We start from the raw sequence: 25,603 nt of genomic DNA on the forward strand, positions 1-25,603 counted from the left end.
CGACACGCAACGGCCCTGTTCGCGCAGAGCGGGCATGTTAACCGAGCCGCGCTGCGTTGCCAGCCATGCATGCCAAAATCGCGACCCTCTCGGATGCCCGGTAATGCCTCGCGACGCCACAAGGCTGGTCGTCGCAACGGCTAACCGTATAATGCCCGGCACTTGCACAGCATTCACAACGGACTGGTCATGACACAACAGCAACCTATCGCAGTACTGGGTGGCGGCAGCTTCGGCACCGCCATCGCGAACCTGCTGGCGCAGAATGGGCATCGCGTCCTGCACTGGATGCGCGACCCCGTGCAGGCTGAAGCCATTCGCACCCAGCGCGAAAACCCTCGCTATCTCAAGGGCGTCAAGGTGCTCGACGGTGTGGAACCGACCACCGATCTGACGGCGGCGCTGCAGGCGTGCGAGCTGGCGTTCGTGGCGCTGCCGTCCAGCGCGCTGCGTCAAGTGCTGCAGCCGGTGTCCGGCCTACTGGCCGGCAAGCAGTTGGTCAGCACTACCAAAGGCATCGAGGCGCAGACCTTCAAGCTGATGAGCGAGATCATCGAAGAGGTCGCTCCCCAGGCGCGCATCGGCGTGCTCTCGGGGCCGAACCTGGCCAAGGAAATCGCCGCGCACACCCTGACTGCCACCGTGGTGGCCAGTGAGGACGAGGCGCTGTGCCGCACGGTGCAGGAAGTGCTGCACGGGCGTACTTTCAGGGTCTACGCCAGTACCGATCGTTTTGGCGTCGAACTGGGCGGTGCCCTGAAGAACGTCTACGCCATCATCGCTGGCATGGCCGCCGCGCTGGGCATGGGCGAGAACACCAAGAGCATGTTGATCACCCGGGCCCTGGCGGAGATGACCCGCTTCGCCGTGCACCTGGGCGCCAATCCCATGACCTTCCTGGGCCTGGCCGGGGTGGGCGATCTGATCGTTACCTGTTCGTCGCCGAAAAGCCGCAACTACCAGGTCGGTTTCGCCCTCGGCGAGGGCCTGAGCCTGCAGGAGGCCGTCGAGCGCCTCGGCGAAGTGGCCGAAGGCGTCAATACCATCAAGGTGCTCAAGGCCAAGGCCGAAGAGCTGCAGGTGTACATGCCGCTGGTGGCTGGGCTGCACGCCATCCTGTTCGAAGGGCGCACCCTCGATCAGGTGATCGAGGCGCTGATGCGCGCCGAGCCCAAGACCGATGTCGACTTCATTTCCGCCACGGGTTTCTGAGGACAAATCGTTATGAATGATCACCCCAAGGGCGAGCCCATCGGCCTGCGCCTCGTCTGGATGCTGTTGTTCCTGTTCGTCTGGCAACTGGCCGAACTGCTGCTGGCTGGCGTCGTGCTGCTGCAGCTTATTTACCGCCTTATCTACGGTGCGCCGAATGCCGGTCTGCTGAGCTTCGGCGACAGCCTCAGCCAGTACCTGGCGCAGATCGGTCGCTTCGGCACCTTCAACACCGAAACCAAGCCCTGGCCGTTCGCCGACTGGCCGGCTGCGCGCCCACCGCAAGGCGAGGCGGCGCATGGCGTGCCGCCGGCACCTCAGCCGGTCCGCGACGAGGAGGCAAAGCCATGAGTCAGCCGGCATGAGGCTGTGGTTGCTGCGCCACGGGCAGGCCCAGGCCGAGGCACGTACTGATGCGGCGCGTGAATTGACGGCCCATGGCCGCGACGAAGTGAGGCAGTCGACCGAGCACCTGCGGGGTCGCTCGCTCAACATTTACGCCAGCCCCTATGTGCGTGCACAACAGACGGCTACGCTGGTGCGTGACGCCCTGGCGGTGGATCGCCCGTTGCAGACGGTTGCCTGGCTGACCCCCGACAGCGACCCGCGTGACAGCCTGGTCAGGTTGCAGCAACTGGCTGGCGATGAAATCCTGCTGGTTTCCCATCAGCCCTTCATCGGCGCACTGGGTGGGCTCCTGGTACACGGTCATCGCCAGCAGCCGCTGGCCATGCATACGGCCAGCCTGGCGCTGCTCGAAGGCGATGACCTGATCGCCGGGCTGATGTCCCTCAGCCTGCTGGCGCACCCCGAGGTGCGCTGAAGGTGCCGAGTCGAACAACGTCATAACAACAAGGATCGACCATGAGCATCTGGCGCCAGACACCCAACCTCGACGAACTGAACGCCGCCCAGCGCAATACCATCGGCGAGCTGCTGGACATCCGCTTCGAGGCCTTCGATGACGAGTCGCTCACCGCCAGCATGGTGGTCGATTCCCGGACCCATCAACCTTACGGCCTGCTGCATGGCGGGGCCTCGGTGGTGCTGGCCGAAAGCCTGGGCTCCACGGCCAGCTACCAGTGCATCGACACGCAAAAATTCTTTTGCGTGGGCCTGGAGGTCAATGCCAACCACCTGCGTGGGCTGCGCAGTGGGCGCGTCACCGCGGTGGCCAGAGCGGTGCACCTGGGCCGTACCACCCACGTCTGGGACATTCGTCTGCATGGCGATGACGGCAAGACCAGCTGCATTTCCCGACTGACCATGGCCATCGTGCCGCATGGCAGCCCGCCGCCACAGGGCTAGTTGCGCCGGGTACTTGGCCGGAGCGTCGTCCTTCCTGACCATTACGGGCGTTGCCGCCTGCGGGGGGCTGCCTGACAATCCCTTCACTGCCCGCCACCAGCACGACTGCCATGCACCAGTTGATCTTCTTCGCTCACGCCAACGGGTTCCCCTCGGCCACCTACCGCAAATTGTTCGCGGCGCTGGCGCCGGAGTATCAGGTGCAGCACCTGGCGCAGCATGCCCACGACCCGCGCTTCCCGGTGAATGACAACTGGAGCAACCTGGTCGACGAGCTGCTCCATCACCTCGAGCAATGCGCCGAGCCGGTATGGGGCGTGGGCCATTCCCTGGGCGGGGTGCTGCATTACCACGCGGCGCTGCGTCGACCGGATCTCTATCGCGGCCTGGTGATGCTCGACTCGCCGGTGCTCAGTCGCCTCGATCAGCTGGTGATTCAGGCGGCCAAACGCCTGGGCCTGATCGACCGCCTCACGCCTGCCGGGCGTACGCTGGGCAGGCGCGAAGCCTTCGTCGATGGGCTGGAGGCACGGCGTTATTTCGCCGAGCGTGCGCTGTTCAGCCGTTTCGACCCGGAGTGCCTGGACGCCTATGTCGAGCACGGCCTGCACCCTCACCAGGACGGCCTGCGCCTGCGCTTCGAAGCGGCGACCGAAATCAGCATCTATCGCAGCGTGCCCCATACCAGCCCGGGGCGGCCGCAACAGCTGCAGGTGCCACTGGCTTTGGTGAAAGGGGCGCAGAGCCGTGTGGTGCTGCCTCATCATGGGCGCATGGCGCGGCGCGCTCCCCGGGGCGAGTTCCTGACCCTGCCGGGCGGGCACATGTTTCCGCTCGAACACCCGGACGCCACTGCGCAATTGATCCGCCGCCTGTTCACGCGCTGGCAGGAACCTGCCGAGGGCGTGCGATGAGCCTTGTGCCCGAAGAGATACGCCTGCGCTTGCCGCATATCGAACTGGCCGCTCAAGTGTACGGCCCGACCGACGGCATACCGGTTATCGCCTTGCATGGCTGGCTGGACAATGCGGCGACATTCGCCCGCCTGGCCCCGAAGCTTCGGGGCCTGCGCATCGTCGCGGTGGATCTTGCCGGCCATGGCCACTCGGCGCACCGCCCGCCAGGGGCTGGTTATGCCCTGTGGGACTACGTGCACGACGTGCTGCTGGTCGCCGAACAGCTCGACTGGCCGCGTTTCAGCCTGCTCGGCCATTCCATGGGGGCCATCGTTTCGGTGCTGCTGGCGGCAACCTTTCCCGAACGGGTGCAGCGCCTGGCATTGATAGACGGCCTGGTGCCACCGACCATCGAGGCCGATGCAGCGGTGGCCACCTTGGCCGAGGCGCTGCGTGGGCGCCTGACCCTGGCCGCCAAGCGCAAACCGCTGTATCCCAGCCTCGAGCGCGCTGCCCAGGTGCGCCAGCGCGGTGTTGGCCAGGTCAGTTTCGAGGCGGCCCGGTTACTGGCGCAGCGCGGGCTGATGCCGGTGGAGGGCGGTCTGACCTGGCGCACCGACAGCCGTCTGACGCTGGCGACGCCGATGCGCCTGACCATGGCCCATGTGCAGGCGTTCGTCACGGCGCTGAGCTGTCCCACCCGCCTGGTGCTGGCCGAGCAGGGGCTCCTGGCGCCCCGTGAAGGCCTGGCCGAATTGTTGAGGCAGACGCCGATCACGGTCGAGTGCCTGCCCGGCGGTCACCACCTGCATCTGGATGACGAGCAGGGCGCGCAACTCGTAGCAGACTGTTTCAATCCATTCCTGAGTGCGCCTTGACGGCCCGTTGCAACTGGGGAAAGGTGTCGGGCACTGCCATGGAGATCTGCATGACCGACCTGTGTACCGTCGCGCCGGATGCGCTGCCCACCCCATTTGCCTGTTCGCTGACGCCTCTCGCCATCGGCGTAAGAGGGGCGGCATGCGCCTGAGTTACCTGCTTGCCCTGCTGGTGTTCAGCCCGTTGGCCAGTGCCGATGTGGCCGGTAGTCGCGATCTGGATGGGTTGCCGCGTTTCCCGGGCAGTGAAATCGTTACCTTCAGGGAACAGGCCGACCAGGAGCGCCTGTATCCCCAGGGTACCGCCCGGCGCATCAGCGGGCGCCTGCGTTACGAGCGCGAAGTGCTCGTCCAGGGGGCGCTGACGGCGGTCACCTACGAGTTGCCGCGTACCCACAGCGCCAATGAAGTGTTCGCCCAGGCGCGCGAGGCCCTGCAGGATCAGGATGCGCAACTGCTCTACTGGTGCCAGGGACGTGAGTGCGGCTCCAGCAGCCTGTGGGCCAATTCGGTGTTCGGCAACTCCACGCTGTACGGCTCCGATGACCAGCAGGCCTATGCGTTGCTGCGCCTGGCAGAGCCCAACGAGGACAGCCTGGTGGCGCTGTACAGCATCACCCGGGGTAATCGCCGCGCCTACCTGCATGCCGAGCAACTGGCGGCGGACCAGCCCTTGGCTAAGGTGCTGCCAACCCCCGCCACGCTGTCGCGTCAGCTCAAGAGCACCGGCGAGCTGCGCTTGCCGGGGCAGGATGAGCCCAAACCGGAGTGGACCGAACTGCTGGCGCGCAGCCTGAACCTGGACAGCACCCTGCGCGTCAGCCTGTCCGGCGTCAATGCCGAGGCCTGGCGTGAAGCACTGATCGAAGAGCGGGTCAGGGCCGCGCGCCTGGAAATCGGCGAGAGCAGTGGCGACGGTTTGCGTATCGACGTGCTACGTTGAGCGCGCCCGTGCCACGGGCCTGAGTCTGGTTTTCTGGAAGTCCTGAAAAAATGCCGAATAACGACCGCTTGCTGGTGCAGATCCTGCTACTGGGGCTGCTGGGTGCAAGCCTATGGGTGCTCGCGCCATTCTGGTCAGCACTGTTCTGGGCGGCCGTGCTGTCTTTCGCCAGTTGGCCGGTGATGCGCTGGCTGACGCGCGTGTTGAAAGGCCGGCAATCGATTGCCGCCGGCGTGCTGACCGGGGTGTGGATCGTGCTGGTGGCGGTGCCCCTGGTGATGCTGGGCTTCAACCTCGCCGACCATATTCGTGATGCCACCGCGATGCTCAAGGACGTTCAGGTCGAGGGCCTGCCGCCACCGCCTGGCTGGCTGGCCTCGGTGCCCCTGGTCGGCGGCCGCCTGGTGCGCATCTGGGACACCCTGGATCAGCAGGGCTCGGCGCTGTTCGCCACGGTGCAGCCGTATCTCGGCCAGGTGGGCAACTTCCTGCTGGTGCGCAGCGCCAAGATCGGCGGCGGCATTCTCGAACTCGCCCTGAGCCTGATCCTGGTGTTCTTCTTCTATCGCGACGGCCCGCGCCTGGCAGCCTTCGTGGAAAGCCTGCTCGAAAGACTGATCGGTGATCGGGCCCAGCATTACCTCGAGCTGGTAGCCGGGACCGTGCAGCGGGTGGTAAACGGGGTGATCGGTACCGCGGTGGCGCAGGCGCTGCTGGCTTACATCGGCTTCATGATCGCCGGCATTCCGGGCGCCTTGCTGCTGGGCCTGCTGACCTTCGCCTGCAGCCTGATCATGGTGCCGCCCCTGGTCTGGGGTCCGGCGGTGGGCTGGCTGATCTGGCAGGGCGAGATCGGCATGGCGATCTTCCTCGGCGTGTGGGGCTTTTTCATCATCAGCGGCGTGGACAACATCCTCAAGCCGTACCTCATCAGCCGCGGCGGCAACCTGCCGCTGGTGGTGGTGTTGCTCGGCGTGTTCGGCGGCATCCTGGCCTTTGGCTTCATGGGCCTGTTCCTGGGGCCGACCCTGCTGGCCGTGGCCTATAGCCTGCTCAGTGACTGGGTCGCCCACAAGGCGCCGGCGGGCCTGCCGCCCCGTGAGGAACGCAGCCCGCCGTTGTAGCACGGCGACTCAACGGTCGCCGCGTTCGTACCTGTCGAGGGTGTCGCTGGCGATCTGCCGGCCCAGCATGATCAGTTCCGGCGCCTTGTAGAACTCGAAGAAGCGGCACACCCGCTTAGGCACGTTGATCAGGATGTCCGGCGGGTAACCGGCGATCTTGTATTGCGACAGCGAGGTCTGCATCACCTCGAAACTCTGGTTGATCAACTCCAGCAGCGACGCCGGCCCGGCCATATGGGCCACTCGCGAGCCGCTGGCCGACCTGGGCGCGCTGTCGCCCTGGGGCGCGGCAGCCGGTTGCTGGCCATGGGGATCCACCGGCTCCTGTAGCCACAGATCGGGTTGTCGCGGCACTGCCGGTTCGGTTACCTCCAGCAGCAGCGGGTCGTCCTCGCCACCTTTGCGCCGCAGCGATGGCAGGTGCGAGCCCAGCGAGGTCATGATCTGATCGAAGCGTCCCTTCAGGGCTGCAGGGCGCTCGATTACGGGCAACTGGTAGTGCTGTTGATGGGCCGAGTTGAGGTTGACGGCGACGATCAGGTCGCAATGGCTCGATACCACCGGCACGATGGGCAGCGGATTGAGCAGGCCGCCATCGACCAGCATGCGCTTGCCCTGGATCACTGGGGTGAACAGGCTGGGAATCGCCGCCGAGGCGCGCATGGCCTGGTGCAGACAGCCTTCCTGGAACCAGATTTCCTGCTGGTTGGTGAGGTCGGTCGCCACCGCCGTGAAGGGGATGTTCAGCGACTCGATGTTGATTTCGCCGACGATGTCGCGAATCCGCCCGAAGACCTTTTCCCCGCGTATGGCGCCCAGACGAAAACTGACATCCAGCAGGCGCAGCACGTCCAGGTAGTCCAGGCTCTGGGTCCAGTCGCTGTAGTCCCTGAGCTTGCCGGCCGCATAGATGCCGCCGACCACCGCACCCATGGAACACCCGGCGATACAGCCAATCTCGTAGCCGCGCGCCTCCAGCTCCTCTATCACGCCGATGTGCGCATAACCACGCGCACCACCCGAGCCCAGCACCAAGGCCACTTTCTTGCTCATTCAGCTCTCCCTGATTCGTGCGGCTGTCCGCGCGCATTGTGCGCCTTGTCGCACGCCGATAGTGGCACTTTTTCACTGCCCTATCGTCATACACAACACCGGCAAGCTGATTGCCGGCCAACCTCTGGAGTATGCGACATGAAAGCCTGGATTCTCTTACCGATTGCGCTGTTGGCGGGCTGCTCAGCGACCACGTCCTACCGTGACAGCTGTGCGACCCAACTCGATGCGGCCTGGCAGGAACTCGACCTGGCCAAGGCCGAAGGTTTTGCCGGTACGGTCAGCTATTCCAAGGCCGCCTCGCTGATGACCGCGGCTAAAACCCAGCAGCAGTTCGAGGCCTACCGCGGCTGCACCAACAAGTCCGAGAAGGCGCGCTTCTATATTCGTGAGTCCCGAGCGGGCCGTTGAGTCGCGCAGTGGAGTAAGCTTGCGGCAATCTGAATGCCGGAGATCGCAATGCTGCTCGATTTCGCTGACCTGACCCCGCTGGACCGCTACCGCTGGCTCGCCGCAACCGTCACACCCAGGCCGATCGCCTGGGTGTCGAGCATCTCGAGGGAGGGCGTGACCAACCTGGCCCCCTTCAGCTTCTTTCAGATGATCAGCGACGAGCCAGCGACGCTGATGGTCAACGTCGGCACCCGGGATGACGGCGCCCTGAAAGACACTCTGCGCAATGCCCAGGAAACCGGGGAGCTGGTCATCCATCTGGTGGCGTTCGCGCAAGCCGAGGCCATGAATGCCAGCGCGGCCTTCCTGCCGCGCAGCACCAGCGAATTTGTCCAGTGTGGCATCGACTCGATAGCCAGCAGTCGCGTCGCGCCGCCACGGGTCAAGGGCGCCGCCGTGGCGTTCGAGTGCCGGGTCGCGCAGATCATGGGGTACCCACAGGACAAGCCCAACCATCACCTGATCTTCGCTGAAGTGCTGCTGGCGCATATCAGTGACGAGGTGCTCAACGAGAAAGGGCGGATCGACCCGCAGCGCCTCGATCTGGTCGGGCGTCTGGGCGGCACGGCCTACAGCCGCACCCGTGACACCTTCGACCTGCAGCGCCCGCTGTGACCCACCAGTAACGTTCGATACGCGAGCGCGGGGCGGGGAGCAGGTGGCGAGATGAAGTGTGCGCGGAAACGGTCCTGCCGACGCCGTCGTCAGCCCTGAACCCACGCCGATTCTAGCAGCGCTCTTGGCTTATGGCGATGTGCGATCGTCCGCTGGCCTGATTCTGCGACGGCCGACGATATCCTGAAAACGACATCGCCTTAGCTAAAATCCCCCGTTGGCGCCTTGCTGGCTTGTCGCCACTAGTGGCCTGTATCACTGTTGATGCCTGGAGGGCTACTGCCCAGCACGGGAGGGTTGGCAATGGTATCTCTACGCGCACTGGCCAGCCTGGCAACGGCGGTCAAATTGTCCCTGGGATTCGGCGTGGTGCTGCTGCTCACCCTGGTGGTGGCGGCTACTGGGTTTTTCGCCCTGGGTGACGTGGGCGCCAGGTTTTCCCTGCTCGAGCGTTTCAGCGACATCAATGATCGGGTCGCGCAGATGCGCCGCACCGAACAGGCCTTCATCACCACCGGCGACGCGGCGCAGACGCAGCGCCTGCACGAACAGGCCCAGGCCATCCGCGAGCAGGTGCAACAACTGCACGATCAGGTGACCGATAGCGAGCGTGAGGCGCTGCAGCAGGTCGATGGAGATATCGCCGAGTACGTGCAGGTCTTCGATCGCTATGTGGAGCAGAGCGACAATATGCGGCTGTCGCTGGATGCCGCGAAGTGGCTAGTGGTCGGTGCCGCCAACAGCCTGGATCTGCTCAAGGATGGGCTGGCCGAGGACGGTGTCTACGCCCTCAAGGAGAGCCAGGGCAACCAGGGCGGCGAGGCGGTCACCCAGGCAGGTCAGATCGGCAAGGTGCATGTGCTGCTCCTGCAGGCCCTGGAGCAGGCGCGGGTGCTCCTGGAAAGCAGCCGCAGCAGCGGCGAAGTGCCCGGCACCAGCATCCAGGAAGCGCTCGATGCCCAGACCCAGGCGGCCCAGTTGCGCGACGCGCTGGGTGACCCGGGGTACCGTTCGGTGCTTGCCGAGGTGGTGGGCAATATCGACTCCTTCAACCAGCGGTTGCAGGAGTACACCGGCCTGCTGCAACAGCAACAGCAGGAGCATGGGCAACTGGTGGCGCGTGCCGACAAGGTGGTCGAGCGGGTCAGCCAGACCTATGCCCAGCAGAAAGATGCGCTTCACCGCCTGGTGCGCAGCAGCGCGCTGCTGATTCTGATCGCCGCCGCTGCCGCCTTGCTGGTCGGCCTGCTGGCGACGTTGCTCATCACCCGGGTGATCGTGCAGCCGCTCAAGCAGGTGACCGCGGTCGCCCAGCGCATCGCCGCTGGTGACCTCTGCGCCGAGATCGAGGTACGCCGCACCGACGAGATCGGCCAGCTGCTGCTGGCCATGCAAGGCATGTCGCGGGACCTGCGCAGCATGGTCGGGCGCCTGCAGGACGGCGTGGCGCAGCTGTCCACCTCGGCGCAGACGCTGTCCTCGGTCACCGAGCAGGCGCGTCAGGGCGTCAGCGGCCAGAAGGAAGAAACCGATCTGGTGGCCACCGCGATCACCCAGATGGCGGCGACGGTTCATGAGGTGGCGCAGAATGCCGAGCAGGCTGCCGCCTCCACCGCCCAGGCCGATTCACGGGTCGCAGCGGGCAGCCAGGTGGTGCGGGAAACCCTGCAACGCATCGAGCAACTGGTCGCGGCCATGGCGGTGACCCGGCAGGGTATCGAACAGCTCAGCGCCGACACCCGCAACATCGACGCGGTGCTGGAGGTGATCAAGAGCGTGGCGCAGCAGACCAACCTGCTGGCGCTCAACGCGGCGATCGAGGCGGCGCGGGCGGGTGAGCAGGGGCGTGGGTTCGCGGTGGTCGCCGACGAGGTACGTGCGTTGGCGCGGCGTACCCAGCACTCCACCGAGGAAATCGAAGGGCTGCTGCGCACCTTGCGTGCTGGCGCCACCCGCTCCGTGGCCGACATGCGCCAGAGCGACGAACTGGTCGAGCAGGTGGTGCACGACGCCCGCCATACGCAAGAGGCCTTGACCGGTATCGCCGACGCCGTTGCGGTGATCCACGGCATGAACCAGCAGATCGCCGCTGCCGCCGAACAGCAGACCGCGGTGGCCGAGGACATCAACCGCAGCGTCACGTCGATTCGCGACCTGGGCGAGCAGTCCGCCGCAGCCATGCGGGAAAACGCCGGCTCCAGCCAGCAACTGGCAACGCTGGGGCGCGAATTGCAGGGCATGGCCGCGCATTTTCGCCTCTAGCGCGCTGCGCTGCGGCGTCCGCCGTTGCGCTGCGGGCCTGGGCCTGGTGCACAGTTTCGTCAGCAAACATTACGTAACGCTTTGCCCGCCGCCGTCAGGTCAGTAGCATCGGGCCACTTGCACGAGGAGTGGATGATGCACACGAAACTGGACGCCTGCCTGGATACCATCAACCAGGTGCTGCTCGGCAAGGAGGCGCAGGTGCGCCTGGCGCTGACCTGCCTGCTGGCCCGCGGTCATCTGTTGATCGAGGACCTGCCCGGCATGGGCAAGACCACCCTCAGCCATGCCCTGGCCAAGGTGCTGGGGCTGAGCTTCCAGCGCATCCAGTTCACCTCTGACCTGCTGCCGGGCGATATTCTCGGCACCTCGGTGTTCGACAAGGACAGCGGCCAGTTCCTGTTCCACCCCGGCCCGGTGTTCGCCGAGCTGGTGCTGGCGGACGAGATCAACCGTGCCACGCCGAAAAGCCAGAGCGCGCTGCTCGAGGCCATGGAGGAAGGACAGGTGACCATCGAGGGCGCGACCCGGCCGCTGCCCGATCCCTTCTTCGTCATCGCCACCCAGAACCCGATCAGCCAGAGCGGCACCTTCGCACTGCCGGAATCGCAACTGGACCGCTTCCTGATGCGCCTGTCGCTGGGTTATCCGGCCCGTGCCGCAGAGAAAGCCCTGCTGCTCGGCGAGCCCCGCCGCTCGGTGCTGCCGACGCTGGACGCGGTACTCAATCATGCTGAGCTGGCGAAGCTGCAGGCTGAAGTGCCCAAGGTGCGCGTCAGTGATGCGCTGGTCGACTACGTGCTGCGCCTGGTCGAAGCCACGCGGACCCAGCCGCAGTTCGCCTGGGGCCTGTCGCCACGCGGCAGCCTGGCGCTGCTGGCGGCAGCACGCGCCTGGGCGCTGCTGGCCGAGCGCGATTACGTGATTCCCGAGGACGTCCAGGCTGTGCTGCCGGCCGTGGCCGGGCATCGCCTGCGTGATCAGGCGGACCCGGCCGGTCACGGCGGCGGTGCCCTGGTGCAGTGGTTGCTGCGCGAGGTGCCGGCACTTTGACGGGCGCCTTCAGGCAGCGCTGGGATCGCTGGCTGGCCAGGCGCATACCCGCGGCCGCCAGTGTCCAGCTCAACCAGCGGCGGATCTTCATCCTGCCGAGCCGCGTGGGCGTGGCCTTTCTGTTCGCCCTGCTGGTCATGCTGCTGGCCGCCATCAACTATCAGAACAGCCTGGCCTACGGGCTGACCTTTCTGCTCGGCTCGGTATTCGTGGTGACCATCCTGCACACCTACCGCAACCTGGCCGGGCTGGTGCTGCATGCCGGTGGCGCCGGTGCGGTGTTCGCCGGCGAGGCGGCGCGCCTGCGGGTACGTCTGGAAAGTCGCGGCCGCGCCCACGAGGCCATCGCCCTGGGCTGGCCACCTGCCGAGCTGCAGCAACAGGACGTGCCGGCGCAAGGTTCGGTGGAGTGCGAGCTGAGCCTGCAGACTCAGCGCCGCGGCTGGCTGCAGCCCGGTCGCTTGCGGGTGGAAAGCCGTTTTCCTCTGGGGCTGCTGGTCGCCTGGAGCCATGTCGACCTCGATCAGGCGGTGCTGGTCTATCCGCGGCCACTGGAGGGCGAGCTGCCGCTGGCGCCCGTCGGCAGTGAGGGTGACGAGCAGGCCGGGCTGGTCAGCCAGGGGCAGGGCAGCGATGACTTCCAGGGACTGCGCACTTATCAGCCCGGCGATTCACGCCGGCGGATGCACTGGAAGGCTTATTCGCGCGGGCAGGGATTGTTGGTCAAGGACTTCGCCGCCCAGACCGGCCGCGACCTGTTGCTGGATTTCGATGTGCTCAGCGGCGACCTGGAAAGCCGCCTGTCACTGCTCTGCCACTGGGTGCTGGTACTCTCCGAACGCCAGCAGCCGTTCGCCCTGCAGCTGCCGAACGAGTCGCTGCCGGTGGCCATTGGCGAACGCCACCGTGAGCAGTGCCTGCGCGCGCTGGCGCTGCATGGAGCGCGAGCATGAGCAGCGTCGCCGGCATTCCGCGTATCAGCCTGACCTGGCTGCTGGTCGCCCAGGCACTGGTGATCCTGCCGCACACCTTCCACCTGCCGATCTGGGTGATCGGCCTGTGGCTGGGCTGTGCACTGTGGCGCATCCAGATTTTCCGCATGCGCGCCGGCTACCCCAGCCTCGTCGTGCGGATCGGCCTGATCGCCCTGGCGGCGGCGGGCGTATTTCTGTCCCGCGGTACCCTGGTCGGGCTGGATGGCGGGGTGGTGCTGCTGGTGGCGGCATTCACCCTCAAGTTGCTGGAGATGCGCAGCCGCCGCGATGCGCTGGTGGTGATCTTTCTCGGCTTCTTCGTGGTGGTCACCGCCTATCTGTTCGATGACGGCATGCTCGTCGCGCTGTTCAGCCTGCTGCCGGTGTGTGCCCTGTTGGCCGCCCTGATCGGTCTGCAGCAGAGCGGCACGGCAACACGGCCGTGGCGCACGCTGCGCCTGTCGGCCAGCCTGCTGCTGCAGGCGCTGCCGCTGATGCTGCTGCTGTTCCTGTTCTTCCCGCGGTTGGGGCCGCTGTGGTCGTTACCGGTACCCAACGAGCGTGGCGCGATCACCGGATTGGCCGACAGCATGGCGCCCGGCGATATCGCCGAGCTGACCCGCTCCGGTGAACTGGCCTTTCGGGCCAGCTTCGATAACCGGGTGCCGGCGCGTAGCGAGCTGTACTGGCGCGCGCTGACGCTGGATCATTTCGATGGCCGGCGCTGGTCGCAGTCGTCTGGGGAGCAGTTCTCGCCGGCGCCGCAGTGGCAGCCCCGTGGTGAGGCGCTGCACTACAGCGTGGTGATGCAGCCGACCACGCGGCCCTGGTTGTTCGCCCTCGACGTGGCCCGGACCGACATGCCAGGCACACGGCAGATGGGCGATTTCCGGTTGCAGCGCAACCGTCCGGTGGACCGTGCGCTGCTCTATGACGTGAGTTCCTGGCCTGACGCGCTGCGCGAGCCGCAGCTGCCGCCGGGCCGGCGGCAGGCCTTGCTGCGCCTGCCCCGTGAGGGTGATGCGCGCAGTCGCGCCTGGGCTCGGGAATTGCGCAGCCAGTATGCGCAGGATGAACAGTTGGTCGCGGCGCTGCTCAGCCATTTCAACCGCCAGCCCTACGTCTATACCCTGACGCCAACCCCCCTGGGCGACGACTCCATCGACGAGTTCCTGTTCGATACCCGCAGCGGCTTTTGCGCGCACTACGCCGGCGCCATGACCTTCGTGCTGCGCGCCGCGGGCATTCCCAGTCGCGTGGTGGCCGGATACCAGGGCGGCGAACTCAGTGGCAAAGGCAGCTATGTGCAGGTTCGCCAGTTCGATGCCCATGCCTGGGTCGAGTACTGGTTGCCGGAGCAGGGCTGGAGGCGTGCGGACCCAACCTTTCAGGTCGCCCCCGAGCGCATCGAGCAAGGCCTGGAGCAGGCCCTGGCCGGTGAACAGAGCTTTCTCGCCGACTCGCCGTTTTCGCCGTTGCGTTACCGCAACCTGACCTGGCTGAACGAGCTGCGCCTGGCCTGGGACGACCTCAACTACGGCTGGCAGCGCTGGGTGCTGGGCTATCAGGGCGCGCAACAGTTCGAACTCCTGCAGCGCTGGTTCGGCCAGGTCGACGCCGGCAGGCTGATTCTTGCGCTGGTCGGCGGCGGTGGTTTGCTGCTGGGCCTGCTCTCGCTGTGGCTGTTCAAGCCCTGGCGGGTCGAGCGTGACCCCTTGCTGCGCCTCTTTCAACGCTTCGAGCGACTGCTGGCCCAGCATGGTGTACGGCGCCATGCCGGCGAGGGGCCACGGGTCTTCGCACAGCGTGCCGGCAAGGCACTGCCCGCTCAGGCAGAAGCCATTCTTGCCTTCGTGCAGGCTTTCGAAGCGCAACGTTACGCGGGGCAGAACATTTCCCCCAAGCGCTGCTCCAACAGCTGAACGCGCTGCGCCGCCAACTGCCTTGGCGCTGGAGCCGATCCCCTTGAACGGTTTTTCAGGAGTTCCGTGATGAGTGGTTTTGTCGGTACGTTGCGCAGCGAAGTGCTGCGCCTAGAGGTTGCGTTGTACGCCTGTCGCGAGCGTCTGCAGGCGCAGACCGATGACGAGGCGCTGCATGATCTGCGGGTCTGTTTGCGCCGCTTGCGCAGCCTGCTCAAGCCGCTCAAGGGCGCTGCCGGGAGTGATCCCTTGCAGAAGCGAGCCGCCGAGCTCGGGCGTCTGACGGGCCCGATACGGGATCTGGAGGTGCTGATCGGCACCTTGCGCGCCAGCGGTGAGCACGTCGCTGCTGAGCGACGTCTGGCGCAGCGCCGCAAGGGCGACGCGCTGGTACTGAACAGCCGCGCATTGCCTGCGCTGTTCCGCGCCCTGGACGAGTGGCCCCGGGAGCTGGCTGCCCAACAGGCGAGTGGCGAGCTGGAAGACTTGCACAAGAAGGTGCGGCGCTACCTGCGCAAGCAGCTTGCCAAGCTCGTCGAGTCCCTGGACGATGCAGCCCATGATCGCCACCGCGTGCGCCTGCTGATCAAGCGCGTGCGCTACACTGCCGAGGCCTACCCACAGCTTTCGCCGCTGTCGGCTGGGCAATTGAAACTGCTCAAGAAAGGCCAGGCGCTGCTCGGGGATTGGCACGACCATGTGCAGTGGCTGGCGACCGCCGAGCGCGAGCCCGATCTGCGTGGCTTCATCCCCGCCTGGCGCGCCTCGATGGAGGCCGCCGAGCGCTCGGCGCAAACCATCCAGGCGCGTCTGCTGGCAGCACTCCAGCCCCAACAATGACCGATCTGCCGTCTGCGCCGGGCTCGCAGTTGCGTGGTGCGTCTCTTACCATCCGTACGATGACAAGGGGAGGTGACCATGGATTTCTTCGAGCTACTGGAACAGGTGCAGCGTACACCCGAGGCGCTGTCGATTCCGCCTGACTGGGGCCAGGGCCGCGCCAGCTTCGGCGGCGTGGTGGCGGCGCTGGTCTATGCCGTGATGCGCGGCAAGGTACCCGCCGATCGCCCACCGCGGTCGTTGGCGATCAGCTTCGTCGCGCCGGTGACGCCCGGCATCGCCACCAGCTTCGAGGCCGAGGTGTTGCGCGCGGGCTCGGCGGTCAGCCAGGTGCTGGGGCGTGCCGTGCAGAACGGCCAGGTGGTGGCGTTGATACAGGGCAGTTTCGGTACGCCGCGCAGCTCTTCGATCAGCGTGCCGGCGCTGCCGGCACCCGCGATAAAGGCGCCCGAGCAAAGTCAGGAGTTGCCCTACATCCCCCAGGTCACCCCGGAGTTCACTCGTCATCTGGTGCTGCGCTGGGGCTTGGGCGGCCTGCCGTTCAGTGGAAACCCGTCGCGGGAAATGGGCGGTTGGGTACGTTTTCGCGATCAGCAGCGCATCGAAACCCTCGACGAAGCCCTCCTGCTCGGGCTGGTCGATGCCTGGCCACCGGCGGTGTTGTCGCTGCTCGACAAGCCGGCGCCTGGCAGTTCACTGACCTGGACCATCGAGTTCATTCAGCCGCTGCACCCTATCACCTCGGACCAGTGGTGCCTGTACCGCGCCGAGATCGAGCATGCCCGCGATGGCTACGGGCATGTGGCGGCCGGGCTGTGGAGCGCGGACGGAGAATTGCTGGCCATCAGCCGTCAGACGGTCACGGTATTCGACTGAGCGTCACCCAGCAACGCCTGGCGCGCCAGGGCATAGGCGGCAATGGCCCCCAGGCCCGACAGCACCAGGGCAAGGGCACCGGAGCCGCTGCCCGCCAGCGCCAGGGAGACCAGCAACAGCGGCAGGGCAACGGCCAGCATCGGCATGTCCAGCGATTCGGTGTGACGGACGAGGGTAGCGGCTTGGGTGCTCATGAACGGTCTCCTGCATCAGATGGAGCCAGTCTATGGCCCAGGCGCCAGGGTCGCGAATTGATCCGTCCTATACGCCAGATAGGGTTTCTACTATCTGCCGCAGGCGGCTGGCCGTCAGGGTTTTAGCTGGCGGATGGCCCGGGACAGCTCGCCCGCCAGGTCGGCCAACTGGCTGCTGGTGGTGGCGGACTCCAGGGTCTGCTGGACGGTCTGTTCAGTGACGTCACGAATGCCGATCACCGAGCGGGTCATTTCTTCGGCCACCAGGCTCTGTTGTTCTGCCGCGACGGCGATCTGCGTGTTGCTTTCGCGCATTTGCGCCACCGCGCCGGTGATCGCCACCAGGGCGTCGCCGGCCTCATGGGCAGCGCGCACGCAATCGTCGGCTTTCAGCGAGCTTTCCTGCATGAATTCCACGGCATCGCGGGTACCGGCCTGCAGCGTACCGATCATGCTGGTGATCTCGTCGGTGGAGTCCTGCACGCGCTTGGCCAGGTTGCGCACCTCATCGGCCACCACGGCGAAACCGCGGCCCATTTCGCCGGCCCGCGCCGCCTCGATGGCGGCGTTGAGGGCCAGCAGGTTGGTCTGTTCGGCGATGCCGTGAATGACGTTCACCACGCTGCTGATCTTCTGGCTGTCGGCGGCCACCTGCTCGATCATGGTGGCCGTCTGCTGCACCCCGCTGGACAGGCCGGTGATGGATTCGACCACACGGGTGACCACGGTCTGCCCGGCGCCGGCGAGCTGGTCGGCGGCCTGCGACTGGTCGCGGGTGGTGGCGGCGTGTTCGGCGATGTGGTGAACGGTGGTCGACATCTCGTTGATGGCGGTGGCGGCCTGATCGGTTTCGCTCTGCTGGCCGAGCATGCCCTGGCGCACCTCCTTCATGCTTTGCGCCAGGCGCCCGGTGCCCTCGTCGAGCTGCGAGGCCGCCTGGATGACGGCGCCAACGACCCGCTGGTAACCAGCCTGCATGGCATTGAAGGCACCGGCCATCTGCCCGACCTCATCGCGGCTCTGCAAGGGCACGCGGGCGGCCAGGTCACCGCTCTTCTCGACGTGCAGCATGACATCCTTGAGGGTATTGAGGTGGCTGAGCAGAAAGCGGATCAGCAGTTGCGAGGCGGCGAGCAGGGCAAGCATCAGCACGGCAACCGCCACGGCGTAGCGGCCGGCACGCTCGGCGAACACCTGGGCCAGGCTGCGGCCAGTGGCGAGGACGGCGATACGCTGGTCGCCAGCGCGCTCGACGAGTTGCGCGCCGAGCAGCGGGTCGCTGCCGAACAGGGCGTCATGTTCCAAGGCAACCCAACCGCGACCGCCCTTCAACGGCGTGGCATCCACCTTGCCGGGCAGCCCCGGTGCCTCACCGGCCTTGAAAGCGACGAGAGCAGCTGTGGCAGGCAGCGGCTGGTCGACCGGCCAGGTGGCGAGCAGTTGCGCCCGCTGCTGGACATTGGCGCGGGCGGCCTGGGCATAGGTGTCCTGCTCCTGAAGCATGGCGAACAGAACCAGTAGCAGGGTGGTGACGAAGGCGACGGCATTCACCGCCCAGAACTTGTGTTTCAGGGAGATATCGCGAATCCACACGGGCATGTTCTTTTGCTCTCGACATGAATGAAGTGCTGGCAAGGCGCCATTATTCTTTCATGGGCAAATTCATCATCCCTTGATATGAGTCAACGGCAGCCGACGACTCGGCTGCCACGGCTCGCAAGCAGCGCGGTTGCCTCCAGGTCAACGGCGACGATCCACCTGACTTGAGGGCTCCCGGTCATCTTCCCGATCATCGACCGGTTCGGCGAGGGTCGGTAGGGCGAAGAAGGCTCGGGCGCAGGCCGTCGTGTGGCTGGCCACATGATCGGGTGATTCCTGGCGGTGCAGGGCCACTTCGCGCAGCACCTCGGGCAGAAACGCCGGCTCGTTGCGACCGCCCTTGGGTTTCGGGCGCAGGCTGCGCGGCAGCAGGTAGGGCGCGTCGCTTTCCAGCATCAGACGGCCGACCGGGATCTCCTTTACCAGCGGATGCAGGTGCGCCCCGCGGCGCTCATCGCAAATCCAGCCAGTGATGCCGATGTGCAGGTCCAGATCCAGGTAATCGAACAGCGCCCGCTGCTCGCCAGTGAAGCAATGCACCACGGCGGCCGGCAGGCGATCGCGGTAATCGCGCAGAATCTGCACGAAGCGTGGGTGGGCGTCGCGTTCATGGAGGAACACCGGCATTTGCAACTCGGCGGCCAGGCTCAGTTGTTCCTCCAGGGCTTTTTCCTGCTGCGGGCGTGGCGAAAAATCACGGTTGAAGTCCAGCCCGCATTCGCCCACCGCCCTGACCTGCGGTTCACCGAGCAGGACACGCAGGCGCTTGCTGTCGTCACTGCTCCAATGCCTGGCGTCATGGGGGTGCACGCCGGCGGTGCTGAATAGCCGCTCGGCGCGCTCGTCGAGTTTGTGGCACAGGCTCAGCGCATGGTCACTTTCACCCAGGCTGGTGCCGGTCAACACCAGCTGGCAGACACCCGCTGCGAAGGCGCGTTCGAGCACGGCCGTGTGCTGGTCGTCGAAGCTTGCGTGAGTCAGATTGACGCCGATGTCGATGAGTTGCATGGTGTGACCCTGTAAAACGAGAGGGCGCAGCATAACAGAGCTTTTTATCTCCACTAAAAAGCTAAGAATTACAAAAACTTGTTGTCGATTCGTGACGTAAATAAAGAGCCGAGCCGTCATGGTGGTGGCCGTGCCACGCCTGGCGATCCGCCTTCGAATCACCCTCTCTGGCTATCAGCCGGTTTCCGCTATCGGAGCATCGATATTGCGTGTCCTGTTCATCATCTGCCTGCTGCTCTGGCTGCCCATGCCGGCACTGGCACGTATCGCCGGTCCTCTGGAGGTCACCGGCACGGCTGCGCCACGGGATCTGCCGGGGATTCGCAAGAGCGGCGAGCTGCGCGTGCTGGTCAACCAGAGTCGCAACAGCTCGGGTGAGGTGAAGGGACAGAGCTTCGGCGTGGAATACCAACGCCTGCGTGCCCTTGAGCAGTACCTCAACCGCAACGCCCGCGATGGCCGCAACCTGCGCCTGAAACTGATTCCCAAGGCCAAGGACCAGCTGCTCGCCGCCCTGCAGCGTGGCGAAGGTGATCTGGTTGCTCCAGGCGAGCTGCTGAGCAGCAAGGGCGGCAACGTGCTGGCCAGCGAAGCGATACGCCGTGACGTACCGGTGGTGATCGTCGCCCGGCAGGGCAATCGGCGTTACCAGCGGCTCGAGCAGCTGGCCGGGCGCAGCCTGTCGCTGCCGGCCGGCAGCGTGGCCAAGGAGGCGCTGCACGACATCAACCGCCGGCTCGAGGCGCGCAAGCTGCCGCCCATCGTCGTCGAGTGGGTGGATCCGACCCTGGCCGTCGAGGATGTGCTGGAAATGGTCCAGGCCGGCATCTTCGATTTTACCGCCGTGGAGCTGCACATCGCCGAGCGCTGGGCCAAGGTGATGCCCAAGCTGCGTGTTGACCGCCACCTGGTGCTCGATAACCAGGGCGCCATGCGTTGGTACATGCGCCGCGACGCGCCCATGCTCAGTGCCAGCGTCGACCGCTTTCTGGACGGCTACCGGGTGCCCGATGATCAGGACGCCGCTTTCCAGCGCGTGTACCGACGGCTCTACAAGGTGCATTCGCCCATGGGGCGTACCGAGCGCCAGCGCCTGGAGCGGGTGCGGCCAGTGCTGCAGCGCTACGCCGAACAGCATGATTTCGATTGGCTGGCCCTGGCCGCCCTGGCGTTCAAGGAGTCGACGCTCAACCCGGCGGCCCGCGGCAGCAGCGGCGCCACCGGGTTGATGCAGATCACCCCGGCGGCGGCGCGCAGCGTTGGCATCAGCGATATCTCCCGAGTCGAGAGCAACGTGCAGGCCAGTGCCAAGTACCTTGCCAAGATTCGCCGTGGCTTCTTCAACAGCCCGCGGCTCAACGAGCGCGAGCGTATGGCGTTCGTGCTCGCCGGTTACAACCTCGGCCCGCAGAGGGTGCAGAGCCTGCGGGCGGAAGCGCGGCGCCGCGGCCTCAACCCCGATCAGTGGTTTTTCCAGGTCGAGCGGGTGGCGATGGAAGAGTTGGGCATGGGCGTGGTGAGCTACGTTAACGCGGTGAACAAGTACTACCTGGCCTACGCCCGCGAGCGCTATTCCCTGGAACCGGGGCAAAAGGTGAGCATGGGGAAATAATCGATTTATTCGATTATTTTTAGCGGTTTTATTCGGTATTCATATTGATTATCTGAATTAATATGCCGCCATCTCACTCGCCTAGCAAAGGATTCACCCCATGAACTCATTCATCAAATCACTGACAACCACCCGTGCCGGCTTTGGCCTGACCCTCCTGCGCGTGCTGGTCGGCATCACCTTCATGGCCCATGGCGCGCAGAAACTCTTCGGCTGGTTCGGCGGCTACGGCCTGGCCGGTGTCGCCCAGTGGATGGAGAGCATCGGCCTGGCGCCGGGCTACCTGATGGCCTTGCTGGCTGGCAGTGCCGAATTCTTCGGCGGCCTGGCCCTGGTCATCGGCCTGCTGGTTCGGCCTGCGTCGGCGGTACTGGCGGTCACCATGCTGGTGGCGATCTTCTCGGTGCATATCGGCAATGGCTTCTTCATGGCCGACAACGGCTACGAATTCGCCCTGGCCCTGCTGGCCGCCACGCTGGCCCTGCTGATCGAAGGCGCCGGGCGGCTGTCGCTGGACAAGCGCATCGCCGGCTGACCGCGGCGCCACCTGAGAAAGCCCGCCCATGGGGCTTTCCTGGTTATTGACAGGCTGATCGGCAACTCTCTAGGATTGCCACTTGCGCCGATTTAGACAGCTACTTGCGGGGCGCCTCAGGGGCTCGACATCGAGTCTCGAAATTCCGCTAAAGCGCTGGTTCGGTGTTGCCTCTCACCGCTGCCCAGCGGGATTTTCGAGGCGGAGACAAGCACCCATGACCTGCTCCCAGGCGGCACAGATTCGTATCGTCCCCATCACCACCCGACTGGTTCGCCGCAATCCGCGCATCCTGCTCGGCGGCGTCCATCAACCGATCCTGCTGCGTTATCTGGACGGTTGGCCCGCCCGCCGCGACGGCCAGCGCGCCTTTCTCGTGCAGTTCGCCGAGCCGGGCGAGTCGCTGCAGCGTTTCGCCGATGACAGTTTCGACTTCGCCGTGCTGCAACGGCCGAGCGCCGAGGCGCTCGGCCAACTGACGCGTATCGCCCGGCAGGGGTTGATCACCCTGCGCTGAATGGCGTTTACGGATAGTCGATGGCGACGATGTACCAGTACTTGTCGCCGGTCGGCGTCTGTACCCGCACCTCGGCGTCCAGGCCCTTGCCGACCAACGCCCGGGCCAAGGGTGAGTCGATGCTGATCAGGTTCAGCTTGAGGTCGAGTTCGTCGGGGCCGACGATGCGATAGCGCGCCTCAACGCCGTCTTCATCTTCGAGGGTGACCCAGGCACCGAAGTACACCTTGTCGGGGTCGCTGGGACGGGTATCCACCACCTTGAGCTTTTCCAGGCGTTTGGTCAGAAAGCGCACGCGGCTGTCGATCTCGCGCAGCATCTTCTTGCCGTAGGTGTATTCGGCGTTCTCCGAACGATCGCCCTGGGCCGCCGCCTCGCTGACCGAACGGGTCACCTCGGGCCTGCGCACGTGCCAGAGCTCGTGCAGCTCGGCGCGCAGGCGCGCCTCGCCTTGCGGGGTGATCAGGGGCGTGCCCGCGGCGCGGGGAGGGCGGTATCGGCTCATGCTCGGCTCGGTCTATGGCGGACGCCCAGTCTATCAACCCTCGCGCAGAACGGTGAGCGGGCTGGCGTTCAGCGCGCGGCGGGTACCGAGCACACCGGCAATGCCGACCAGCAGCGCACCGATCAGCGGCAGCACCAGCAGCCATGGATGGGGCTGCCAGTCCATCTGGAAGGCGTAGCGGTAGATCAGGAAACTGACCAGTTCGCAGCCCAACGCGGCCAGCAGGCCGCTGGCGGCGCCCAGCAGGCCGAACTCGGCGCGCCTGGCCTGTACCAGCAGCTTGCGTTCGGCACCCAAGGCTCGCAGCAGGGCGCCCTGGTGGATACGCTCGTCCAGGGTCGACTGCAGGCCGGCGAACAGCACGGCCAGGCCCGCGGCCAGCACGAACAGCAGCACGAACTCGATGGCGATGGTGACCTGGGCGAGGATGCTGCGCAGTTGGTTGAGCAGCGCCTCGACCTGCAGCAGCGATACCGAAGGGAAGGCGCGGGACAGTTCCACCAGCTGCTGCTCGTGCTGCGGCGGCAGGTAGAAGCTGGTCAGGTAGGTCACCGGCAGATCCTTGAGGGTGCCGGGCTCGAAGATCATGAAGAAGTTGGGCTGGAAGTTGTTCCAGTCCACCTCGCGCAGGTTGGTCACCACCGCATCGCGGTCGACGCCGCCAACATTGAAGGTCAGGCGGTCGCCGAGCTCGATGTGCAGGCTCTGCGCCAGTTCGTCCTCTACCGACACACCGGGCAGCTCTTGCCGTTCACCCGCTGTCCACCACTGCCCGGCGGTGAGGGTATTGCCATCGGGCAGGTCGGCGCTCCAGGTCAGGCTCAGGTCGCGGCGTACCGCGCGTTCGCCACGGGAATCCTCGGTGACGTACTGACGAACCGGCTCGCCGTTGACCTGGGTCAGGCGGCCCGGCACCACCGGGTAGAGCGGGGCGGGATGGGGAGAAAGCTGGGCGAGGCGTTCGGCGAAGGCGTCGCGTTCGGCAGGCAGAACGTTGAGGGCGAAATGATTGGGGGCGTCGACTGGCAGCTGCTCCTGCCAGTTGTCCAGCAATTCGCCGCGCAGCAGGGCGATCAGCGCCATCGCCAGGAGGATCAGACCGAAGGCCAGGGCTTGCCCGGCTGCCGCGAGCGGGCGGCGCAGTAGCTGACCCAGGCCCAGGCGCCACGGCAATGCGGCGCGAGCCAGCAGGCGGCGCAGGCTCTGCAGACCGAGCAGCAGCAGGCCGCCCAGCAGCAGGGCGGTGATCAGCCCGCCACCGAGCAGGGCCAGGGTCAGCGTCAGGTCGAGGCTCAAGCGCCACATGATCAGGCCCAGGGCGAGCAGGGCAGTGCCGTAGACCAGCCAGGAACTTGCAGGCACCGGCAGCATGTCGCGGCGCAGTACGCGCAGCGGCGGGACGCGGCCCAGCGCCGCCAGTGGCGGCAAGGCGAAACCGGCGAGGGCCACCAGCCCGGTGGCGATGCCGGCCAGGGCGGGCCAGACGCCGCCGGGGGGAACTTGCGCGGGCAGCAGGCCTTGCAGCAGGTGAAACAGCGTCTGCTGGGCAAGCCAGCCGAGCAGCGCGCCGGCCAGGCTGGCGAGCAAGCCGAGCATCGCCAGTTGCAGGCCGAACAGGCTCAGCGCCTGGCGCCGCGACAGGCCCAGGCAGCGCAATAGTGCGCTGGCGTCGAAGCGGCGGCTGGCGAAGCGCGACGCCGACAGGGCGACCGCCACGCCAGCCAGCAGTACGGCGGCCAGGCTGGCGAGGTTCAGGTAGCGCTCGGCACGATCCAGGGCGCCGCCGACGCGGCGGCTGCCATCGCGGGCGTCGTCGAAGCGCTGGTGGGCCGCCAGTCCCGGCTCGATGGCCTGTCGATAGCTGGCCAGGGCATCGCTCGGGCCGTTCCACTGTTCGATGTAGCGCACCCGGCTGCCCGGTTGCACCACGCGGGTGGCCGGCAGGTCGTCGAGGTGCATCAGTACATGAGGCGTCAGGCTGTAGAAATCGCCGGCTTCATCCGGCAGGTAGGTCAGCACCCGGGTGAGGCGCAGCTGCTTGGCGCCGACTTCGATCTGGTCGCCAGTTTTCAGGTTCAGGGCCGCCAGCAGGCGCGACTCCGCCCACACCTCGCCAGGCCCTGGCCCTGGGCTGACGGTTTCTTCGGCATAGGGCGCCGCGGCGCTCTTGAGCTGGCCACGCAGCGGGTAGCCCTGGCCGGCGGCCTTGACGCTGGCCAGCTGGATGCCGGCGTCGCTGGCGATCACGCTGGAGAACTCGACCACCTGGGCGTGCTGCAGCCCGCGCCTGGTGCCGGCCTCGATCTGCTCGGCGCTGGCGGGGGCGCTGCCCCTGAGAATCAGATCGGCGCCCAGAAATTCGGTGGCGCGCAGGCTCATGCCCTCGTTCAGCCGGGCCCCGAAATAGCCAATGGCGGTGCTGGAGGCGACGGCGATCAGCAGGGCGAAGAACAGCACGCGCAGCTCGCCGGAGCGCGCATCGCGCAGCAGCTGGCGGCCCGCCAGCGCCAACAGGCCGGAAAAGGACAGGGCGCGCATCAGGCGTCCACCGCTGCCACCAGGTGGCCGGCCTCCAGGCGGATGATGCGCTTACAGCGCGCGGCAAGGCGCTCGTCATGGGTGACCAGCACCAGGGTCGCGCCGCGCTCCCCGTTGAGTTCGAACAACAGGTCACTGATGCGCTCGCCCGTGTGGGTGTCCAGGTTGCCGGTGGGCTCGTCGGCGAACAGCACATCGGGCTCTGCGGCAAATGCCCGGGCGATGGCCACGCGTTGCTGTTCACCGCCGGAAAGCTGGCGCGGCGAGTGGGTCAGGCGTGCCCCCAGGCCGACGCGCTCGAGCAACTCGCTGGCGCGCTGCCGGGCGTCGCTGCGGCCTTCGAGCTCCAGGGGCAGCATGACGTTTTCCAGGGCATTGAGACTGTCGAGCAGCTGGAACGACTGAAACACGAAGCCCACGTGCTCGGCGCGCACCCGGGCACGGGCGTCTTCATCCAGGCTGCCGAGATCGTTGCCGGCCAGCAGGATGCGCCCGGTGCTCGGCAGATCGAGGCCGGCCAACAGGCCGAGCAGGGTGGATTTGCCGGACCCCGAACTGCCGACGATGGCCAGGCTGCCCCCTTTTTCCAGCTCCAGCGACAGGTCGTGCAGGATGGTCAACTCGCCTTCCGCGCTGGAGACCACTTTGGTAAGGTTCTGCGCAGACAGAATGCTTGAGCTCATGAG

General features: G+C 66.3%; 24 protein-coding genes and 3 pseudogenes. 20 read left to right on the forward strand and 7 right to left on the reverse strand.

The features are described 5' to 3' along the window. Positions 1 to 189: 189 nt before the first annotated feature. From SA190iCDA_RS12800 to SA190iCDA_RS12835, 8 genes are all read left to right on the forward strand, one after another. A complete protein-coding gene (locus SA190iCDA_RS12800) occupies positions 190 to 1,212 on the forward strand; it encodes an NAD(P)H-dependent glycerol-3-phosphate dehydrogenase (RefSeq protein WP_070887825.1) in 1,023 nt (340 codons plus the stop codon). A 12-nt stretch (positions 1,213 to 1,224) separates the two neighbouring features. Continuing rightward, entirely contained in the window at positions 1,225 to 1,563 is a 339-nt protein-coding gene (locus tag SA190iCDA_RS12805) for a DUF4389 domain-containing protein (RefSeq protein WP_070887824.1), read from the forward strand. A 10-nt stretch (positions 1,564 to 1,573) separates the two neighbouring features. After that, the gene (gene sixA / locus SA190iCDA_RS12810) at positions 1,574 to 2,035 is read left to right on the forward strand and encodes a phosphohistidine phosphatase SixA (protein ID WP_070887823.1); all 462 of its coding nucleotides are present in this window, start codon (positions 1,574 to 1,576) and stop codon (positions 2,033 to 2,035) included. Positions 2,036 to 2,076: 41 nt separating this feature from the next. After that, on the forward strand, positions 2,077 to 2,520 hold the full coding sequence (locus SA190iCDA_RS12815) for a hotdog fold thioesterase (protein ID WP_070887822.1): 444 nt from the start codon (positions 2,077 to 2,079) through the stop codon (positions 2,518 to 2,520). A 110-nt stretch (positions 2,521 to 2,630) separates the two neighbouring features. After that, the gene (locus tag SA190iCDA_RS12820; protein ID WP_070887821.1) at positions 2,631 to 3,434 is read left to right on the forward strand and encodes an alpha/beta fold hydrolase; all 804 of its coding nucleotides are present in this window, start codon (positions 2,631 to 2,633) and stop codon (positions 3,432 to 3,434) included. Then, entirely contained in the window at positions 3,431 to 4,294 is an 864-nt protein-coding gene (locus tag SA190iCDA_RS12825) for an alpha/beta fold hydrolase (RefSeq protein WP_070887820.1), read from the forward strand. The genes SA190iCDA_RS12820 and SA190iCDA_RS12825 overlap by 4 nt, the downstream gene beginning before the upstream one ends. A gap of 142 nt (positions 4,295 to 4,436) precedes the next feature. Continuing rightward, positions 4,437 to 5,237, forward strand: coding sequence for a DUF4892 domain-containing protein (locus SA190iCDA_RS12830; protein WP_070887819.1), 801 nt, complete (start codon positions 4,437 to 4,439; stop codon positions 5,235 to 5,237). A 50-nt stretch (positions 5,238 to 5,287) separates the two neighbouring features. Continuing rightward, complete coding sequence (locus SA190iCDA_RS12835) at positions 5,288 to 6,361, forward strand: AI-2E family transporter (RefSeq protein ID WP_070887818.1); 1,074 nt, start codon at positions 5,288 to 5,290, stop codon at positions 6,359 to 6,361. Positions 6,362 to 6,370: 9 nt separating this feature from the next. Here SA190iCDA_RS12835 and SA190iCDA_RS12840 read toward each other — a convergent pair whose 3' ends face one another. Further along, positions 6,371 to 7,414 carry a patatin-like phospholipase family protein gene (locus SA190iCDA_RS12840; protein WP_070887817.1) on the reverse strand — a complete coding sequence of 348 codons (1,044 nt, stop codon included), beginning with the start codon at positions 7,412 to 7,414 and terminating at the stop codon, positions 6,371 to 6,373. A gap of 138 nt (positions 7,415 to 7,552) precedes the next feature. Between SA190iCDA_RS12840 and SA190iCDA_RS12845 the strand changes: the two genes are divergently transcribed. The 9 genes and pseudogenes from SA190iCDA_RS12845 (at position 7,553) to SA190iCDA_RS12880 (ending at position 16,409) form a co-directional block, all read left to right on the forward strand. Further along, positions 7,553 to 7,825 (forward strand): hypothetical protein, encoded by a 273-nt coding sequence (locus tag SA190iCDA_RS12845; protein ID WP_013791667.1) that lies wholly within the window; start codon positions 7,553 to 7,555, stop codon positions 7,823 to 7,825. A gap of 48 nt (positions 7,826 to 7,873) precedes the next feature. After that, positions 7,874 to 8,482, forward strand: a complete 609-nt coding sequence (locus SA190iCDA_RS12850; RefSeq protein WP_070887816.1) for a flavin reductase family protein — start codon at positions 7,874 to 7,876, stop codon at positions 8,480 to 8,482. Between the two features lie 690 nt (positions 8,483 to 9,172). Further along, positions 9,173 to 9,838 (forward strand): annotated as a pseudogene (locus SA190iCDA_RS23470) (methyl-accepting chemotaxis protein); the annotation flags it as partial. 303 nt (positions 9,839 to 10,141) lie between these two features. Beyond that, positions 10,142 to 10,744, forward strand: a pseudogene (locus SA190iCDA_RS23475) (methyl-accepting chemotaxis protein); the annotation flags it as partial. Between the two features lie 135 nt (positions 10,745 to 10,879). Beyond that, a complete protein-coding gene (locus tag SA190iCDA_RS12860; protein ID WP_070887814.1) occupies positions 10,880 to 11,797 on the forward strand; it encodes an AAA family ATPase in 918 nt (305 codons plus the stop codon). Further along, complete coding sequence (locus SA190iCDA_RS12865) at positions 11,794 to 12,750, forward strand: DUF58 domain-containing protein (RefSeq protein WP_070887813.1); 957 nt, start codon at positions 11,794 to 11,796, stop codon at positions 12,748 to 12,750. The genes SA190iCDA_RS12860 and SA190iCDA_RS12865 overlap by 4 nt, the downstream gene beginning before the upstream one ends. Further along, positions 12,747 to 14,740: pseudogene (locus tag SA190iCDA_RS12870) on the forward strand (transglutaminase TgpA family protein). Before SA190iCDA_RS12865 ends, SA190iCDA_RS12870 begins: the two are co-directional and overlap by 4 nt. Before the next feature lie 22 nt (positions 14,741 to 14,762). After that, entirely contained in the window at positions 14,763 to 15,533 is a 771-nt protein-coding gene (locus SA190iCDA_RS12875) for a CHAD domain-containing protein (RefSeq protein WP_070887811.1), read from the forward strand. A 78-nt stretch (positions 15,534 to 15,611) separates the two neighbouring features. Beyond that, the gene (locus SA190iCDA_RS12880) at positions 15,612 to 16,409 is read left to right on the forward strand and encodes an acyl-CoA thioesterase (RefSeq protein WP_070887810.1); all 798 of its coding nucleotides are present in this window, start codon (positions 15,612 to 15,614) and stop codon (positions 16,407 to 16,409) included. Here SA190iCDA_RS12880 and SA190iCDA_RS12885 read toward each other — a convergent pair. From SA190iCDA_RS12885 to SA190iCDA_RS12895, 3 genes are all read right to left on the reverse strand, one after another. Beyond that, the gene (locus SA190iCDA_RS12885) at positions 16,385 to 16,603 is read right to left on the reverse strand and encodes a hypothetical protein (protein WP_070887809.1); all 219 of its coding nucleotides are present in this window, start codon (positions 16,601 to 16,603) and stop codon (positions 16,385 to 16,387) included. The two genes, SA190iCDA_RS12880 and SA190iCDA_RS12885, sit on opposite strands and share 25 nt — an antisense overlap. Before the next feature lie 114 nt (positions 16,604 to 16,717). Further along, a complete protein-coding gene (locus SA190iCDA_RS12890; RefSeq protein WP_070887808.1) occupies positions 16,718 to 18,202 on the reverse strand; it encodes a methyl-accepting chemotaxis protein in 1,485 nt (494 codons plus the stop codon). 141 nt (positions 18,203 to 18,343) lie between these two features. After that, positions 18,344 to 19,210, reverse strand: coding sequence for a TatD family hydrolase (locus SA190iCDA_RS12895; protein ID WP_070887851.1), 867 nt, complete (start codon positions 19,208 to 19,210; stop codon positions 18,344 to 18,346). 202 nt (positions 19,211 to 19,412) lie between these two features. Here SA190iCDA_RS12895 and SA190iCDA_RS12900 point away from each other — a divergent pair, with 202 nt between their 5' ends. The 3 genes from SA190iCDA_RS12900 (at position 19,413) to SA190iCDA_RS12910 (ending at position 21,874) form a co-directional block, all read left to right on the forward strand. After that, the gene (locus SA190iCDA_RS12900) at positions 19,413 to 20,822 is read left to right on the forward strand and encodes a transglycosylase SLT domain-containing protein (RefSeq protein ID WP_070887850.1); all 1,410 of its coding nucleotides are present in this window, start codon (positions 19,413 to 19,415) and stop codon (positions 20,820 to 20,822) included. Between the two features lie 100 nt (positions 20,823 to 20,922). Continuing rightward, positions 20,923 to 21,357, forward strand: a complete 435-nt coding sequence (locus SA190iCDA_RS12905; RefSeq protein ID WP_070887807.1) for a DoxX family protein — start codon at positions 20,923 to 20,925, stop codon at positions 21,355 to 21,357. Positions 21,358 to 21,574: 217 nt separating this feature from the next. Next, positions 21,575 to 21,874, forward strand: a complete 300-nt coding sequence (locus SA190iCDA_RS12910; RefSeq protein WP_070887806.1) for a hypothetical protein — start codon at positions 21,575 to 21,577, stop codon at positions 21,872 to 21,874. Between the two features lie 7 nt (positions 21,875 to 21,881). On the opposite strand, the gene greB is transcribed toward SA190iCDA_RS12910, so the two are convergent. Genes greB through SA190iCDA_RS12925 form a run of 3 tightly spaced genes read right to left on the reverse strand, consistent with a single transcriptional unit; the run spans position 21,882 to position 25,600 of the window. Next, complete coding sequence (greB, locus tag SA190iCDA_RS12915; RefSeq protein WP_070887805.1) at positions 21,882 to 22,379, reverse strand: transcription elongation factor GreB; 498 nt, start codon at positions 22,377 to 22,379, stop codon at positions 21,882 to 21,884. Positions 22,380 to 22,412: 33 nt separating this feature from the next. Then, the gene (locus SA190iCDA_RS12920) at positions 22,413 to 24,917 is read right to left on the reverse strand and encodes an ABC transporter permease (protein WP_070887804.1); all 2,505 of its coding nucleotides are present in this window, start codon (positions 24,915 to 24,917) and stop codon (positions 22,413 to 22,415) included. Further along, positions 24,917 to 25,600, reverse strand: coding sequence for an ABC transporter ATP-binding protein (locus tag SA190iCDA_RS12925; protein WP_070887803.1), 684 nt, complete (start codon positions 25,598 to 25,600; stop codon positions 24,917 to 24,919). Before SA190iCDA_RS12925 ends, SA190iCDA_RS12920 begins: the two co-directional genes overlap by 1 nt. Between the last annotated feature and the right edge of the window lie 3 nt (positions 25,601 to 25,603).

The sequence above is a fragment of the Pseudomonas argentinensis genome (genome assembly GCF_001839655.2).
In the GTDB taxonomy this organism is placed as follows: Bacteria; Pseudomonadota; Gammaproteobacteria; order Pseudomonadales; family Pseudomonadaceae; genus Aquipseudomonas; species Aquipseudomonas argentinensis_B.

Coding starts and splice junctions, on each gene's coding strand:
- SA190iCDA_RS12800 (WP_070887825.1), top strand. CDS start 190: ATGACACAACAGCAACCTATCGCAGTACTGGGTGGCGGCAGCTTCGGC.
- SA190iCDA_RS12805 (WP_070887824.1), top strand. CDS start 1,225: ATGAATGATCACCCCAAGGGCGAGCCCATCGGCCTGCGCCTCGTCTGG.
- sixA (WP_070887823.1), top strand. CDS start 1,574: ATGAGGCTGTGGTTGCTGCGCCACGGGCAGGCCCAGGCCGAGGCACGT.
- SA190iCDA_RS12815 (WP_070887822.1), top strand. CDS start 2,077: ATGAGCATCTGGCGCCAGACACCCAACCTCGACGAACTGAACGCCGCC.
- SA190iCDA_RS12820 (WP_070887821.1), top strand. CDS start 2,631: ATGCACCAGTTGATCTTCTTCGCTCACGCCAACGGGTTCCCCTCGGCC.
- SA190iCDA_RS12825 (WP_070887820.1), top strand. CDS start 3,431: ATGAGCCTTGTGCCCGAAGAGATACGCCTGCGCTTGCCGCATATCGAA.
- SA190iCDA_RS12830 (WP_070887819.1), top strand. CDS start 4,437: ATGCGCCTGAGTTACCTGCTTGCCCTGCTGGTGTTCAGCCCGTTGGCC.
- SA190iCDA_RS12835 (WP_070887818.1), top strand. CDS start 5,288: ATGCCGAATAACGACCGCTTGCTGGTGCAGATCCTGCTACTGGGGCTG.
- SA190iCDA_RS12840 (WP_070887817.1), bottom strand. CDS start 7,414: ATGAGCAAGAAAGTGGCCTTGGTGCTGGGCTCGGGTGGTGCGCGTGGT.
- SA190iCDA_RS12845 (WP_013791667.1), top strand. CDS start 7,553: ATGAAAGCCTGGATTCTCTTACCGATTGCGCTGTTGGCGGGCTGCTCA.
- SA190iCDA_RS12850 (WP_070887816.1), top strand. CDS start 7,874: ATGCTGCTCGATTTCGCTGACCTGACCCCGCTGGACCGCTACCGCTGG.
- SA190iCDA_RS12860 (WP_070887814.1), top strand. CDS start 10,880: ATGCACACGAAACTGGACGCCTGCCTGGATACCATCAACCAGGTGCTG.
- SA190iCDA_RS12875 (WP_070887811.1), top strand. CDS start 14,763: ATGAGTGGTTTTGTCGGTACGTTGCGCAGCGAAGTGCTGCGCCTAGAG.
- SA190iCDA_RS12880 (WP_070887810.1), top strand. CDS start 15,612: ATGGATTTCTTCGAGCTACTGGAACAGGTGCAGCGTACACCCGAGGCG.
- SA190iCDA_RS12885 (WP_070887809.1), bottom strand. CDS start 16,603: ATGAGCACCCAAGCCGCTACCCTCGTCCGTCACACCGAATCGCTGGAC.
- SA190iCDA_RS12890 (WP_070887808.1), bottom strand. CDS start 18,202: ATGCCCGTGTGGATTCGCGATATCTCCCTGAAACACAAGTTCTGGGCG.
- SA190iCDA_RS12895 (WP_070887851.1), bottom strand. CDS start 19,210: ATGCAACTCATCGACATCGGCGTCAATCTGACTCACGCAAGCTTCGAC.
- SA190iCDA_RS12905 (WP_070887807.1), top strand. CDS start 20,923: ATGAACTCATTCATCAAATCACTGACAACCACCCGTGCCGGCTTTGGC.
- SA190iCDA_RS12910 (WP_070887806.1), top strand. CDS start 21,575: ATGACCTGCTCCCAGGCGGCACAGATTCGTATCGTCCCCATCACCACC.
- greB (WP_070887805.1), bottom strand. CDS start 22,379: ATGAGCCGATACCGCCCTCCCCGCGCCGCGGGCACGCCCCTGATCACC.
- SA190iCDA_RS12920 (WP_070887804.1), bottom strand. CDS start 24,917: ATGCGCGCCCTGTCCTTTTCCGGCCTGTTGGCGCTGGCGGGCCGCCAG.
- SA190iCDA_RS12925 (WP_070887803.1), bottom strand. CDS start 25,600: ATGAGCTCAAGCATTCTGTCTGCGCAGAACCTTACCAAAGTGGTCTCC.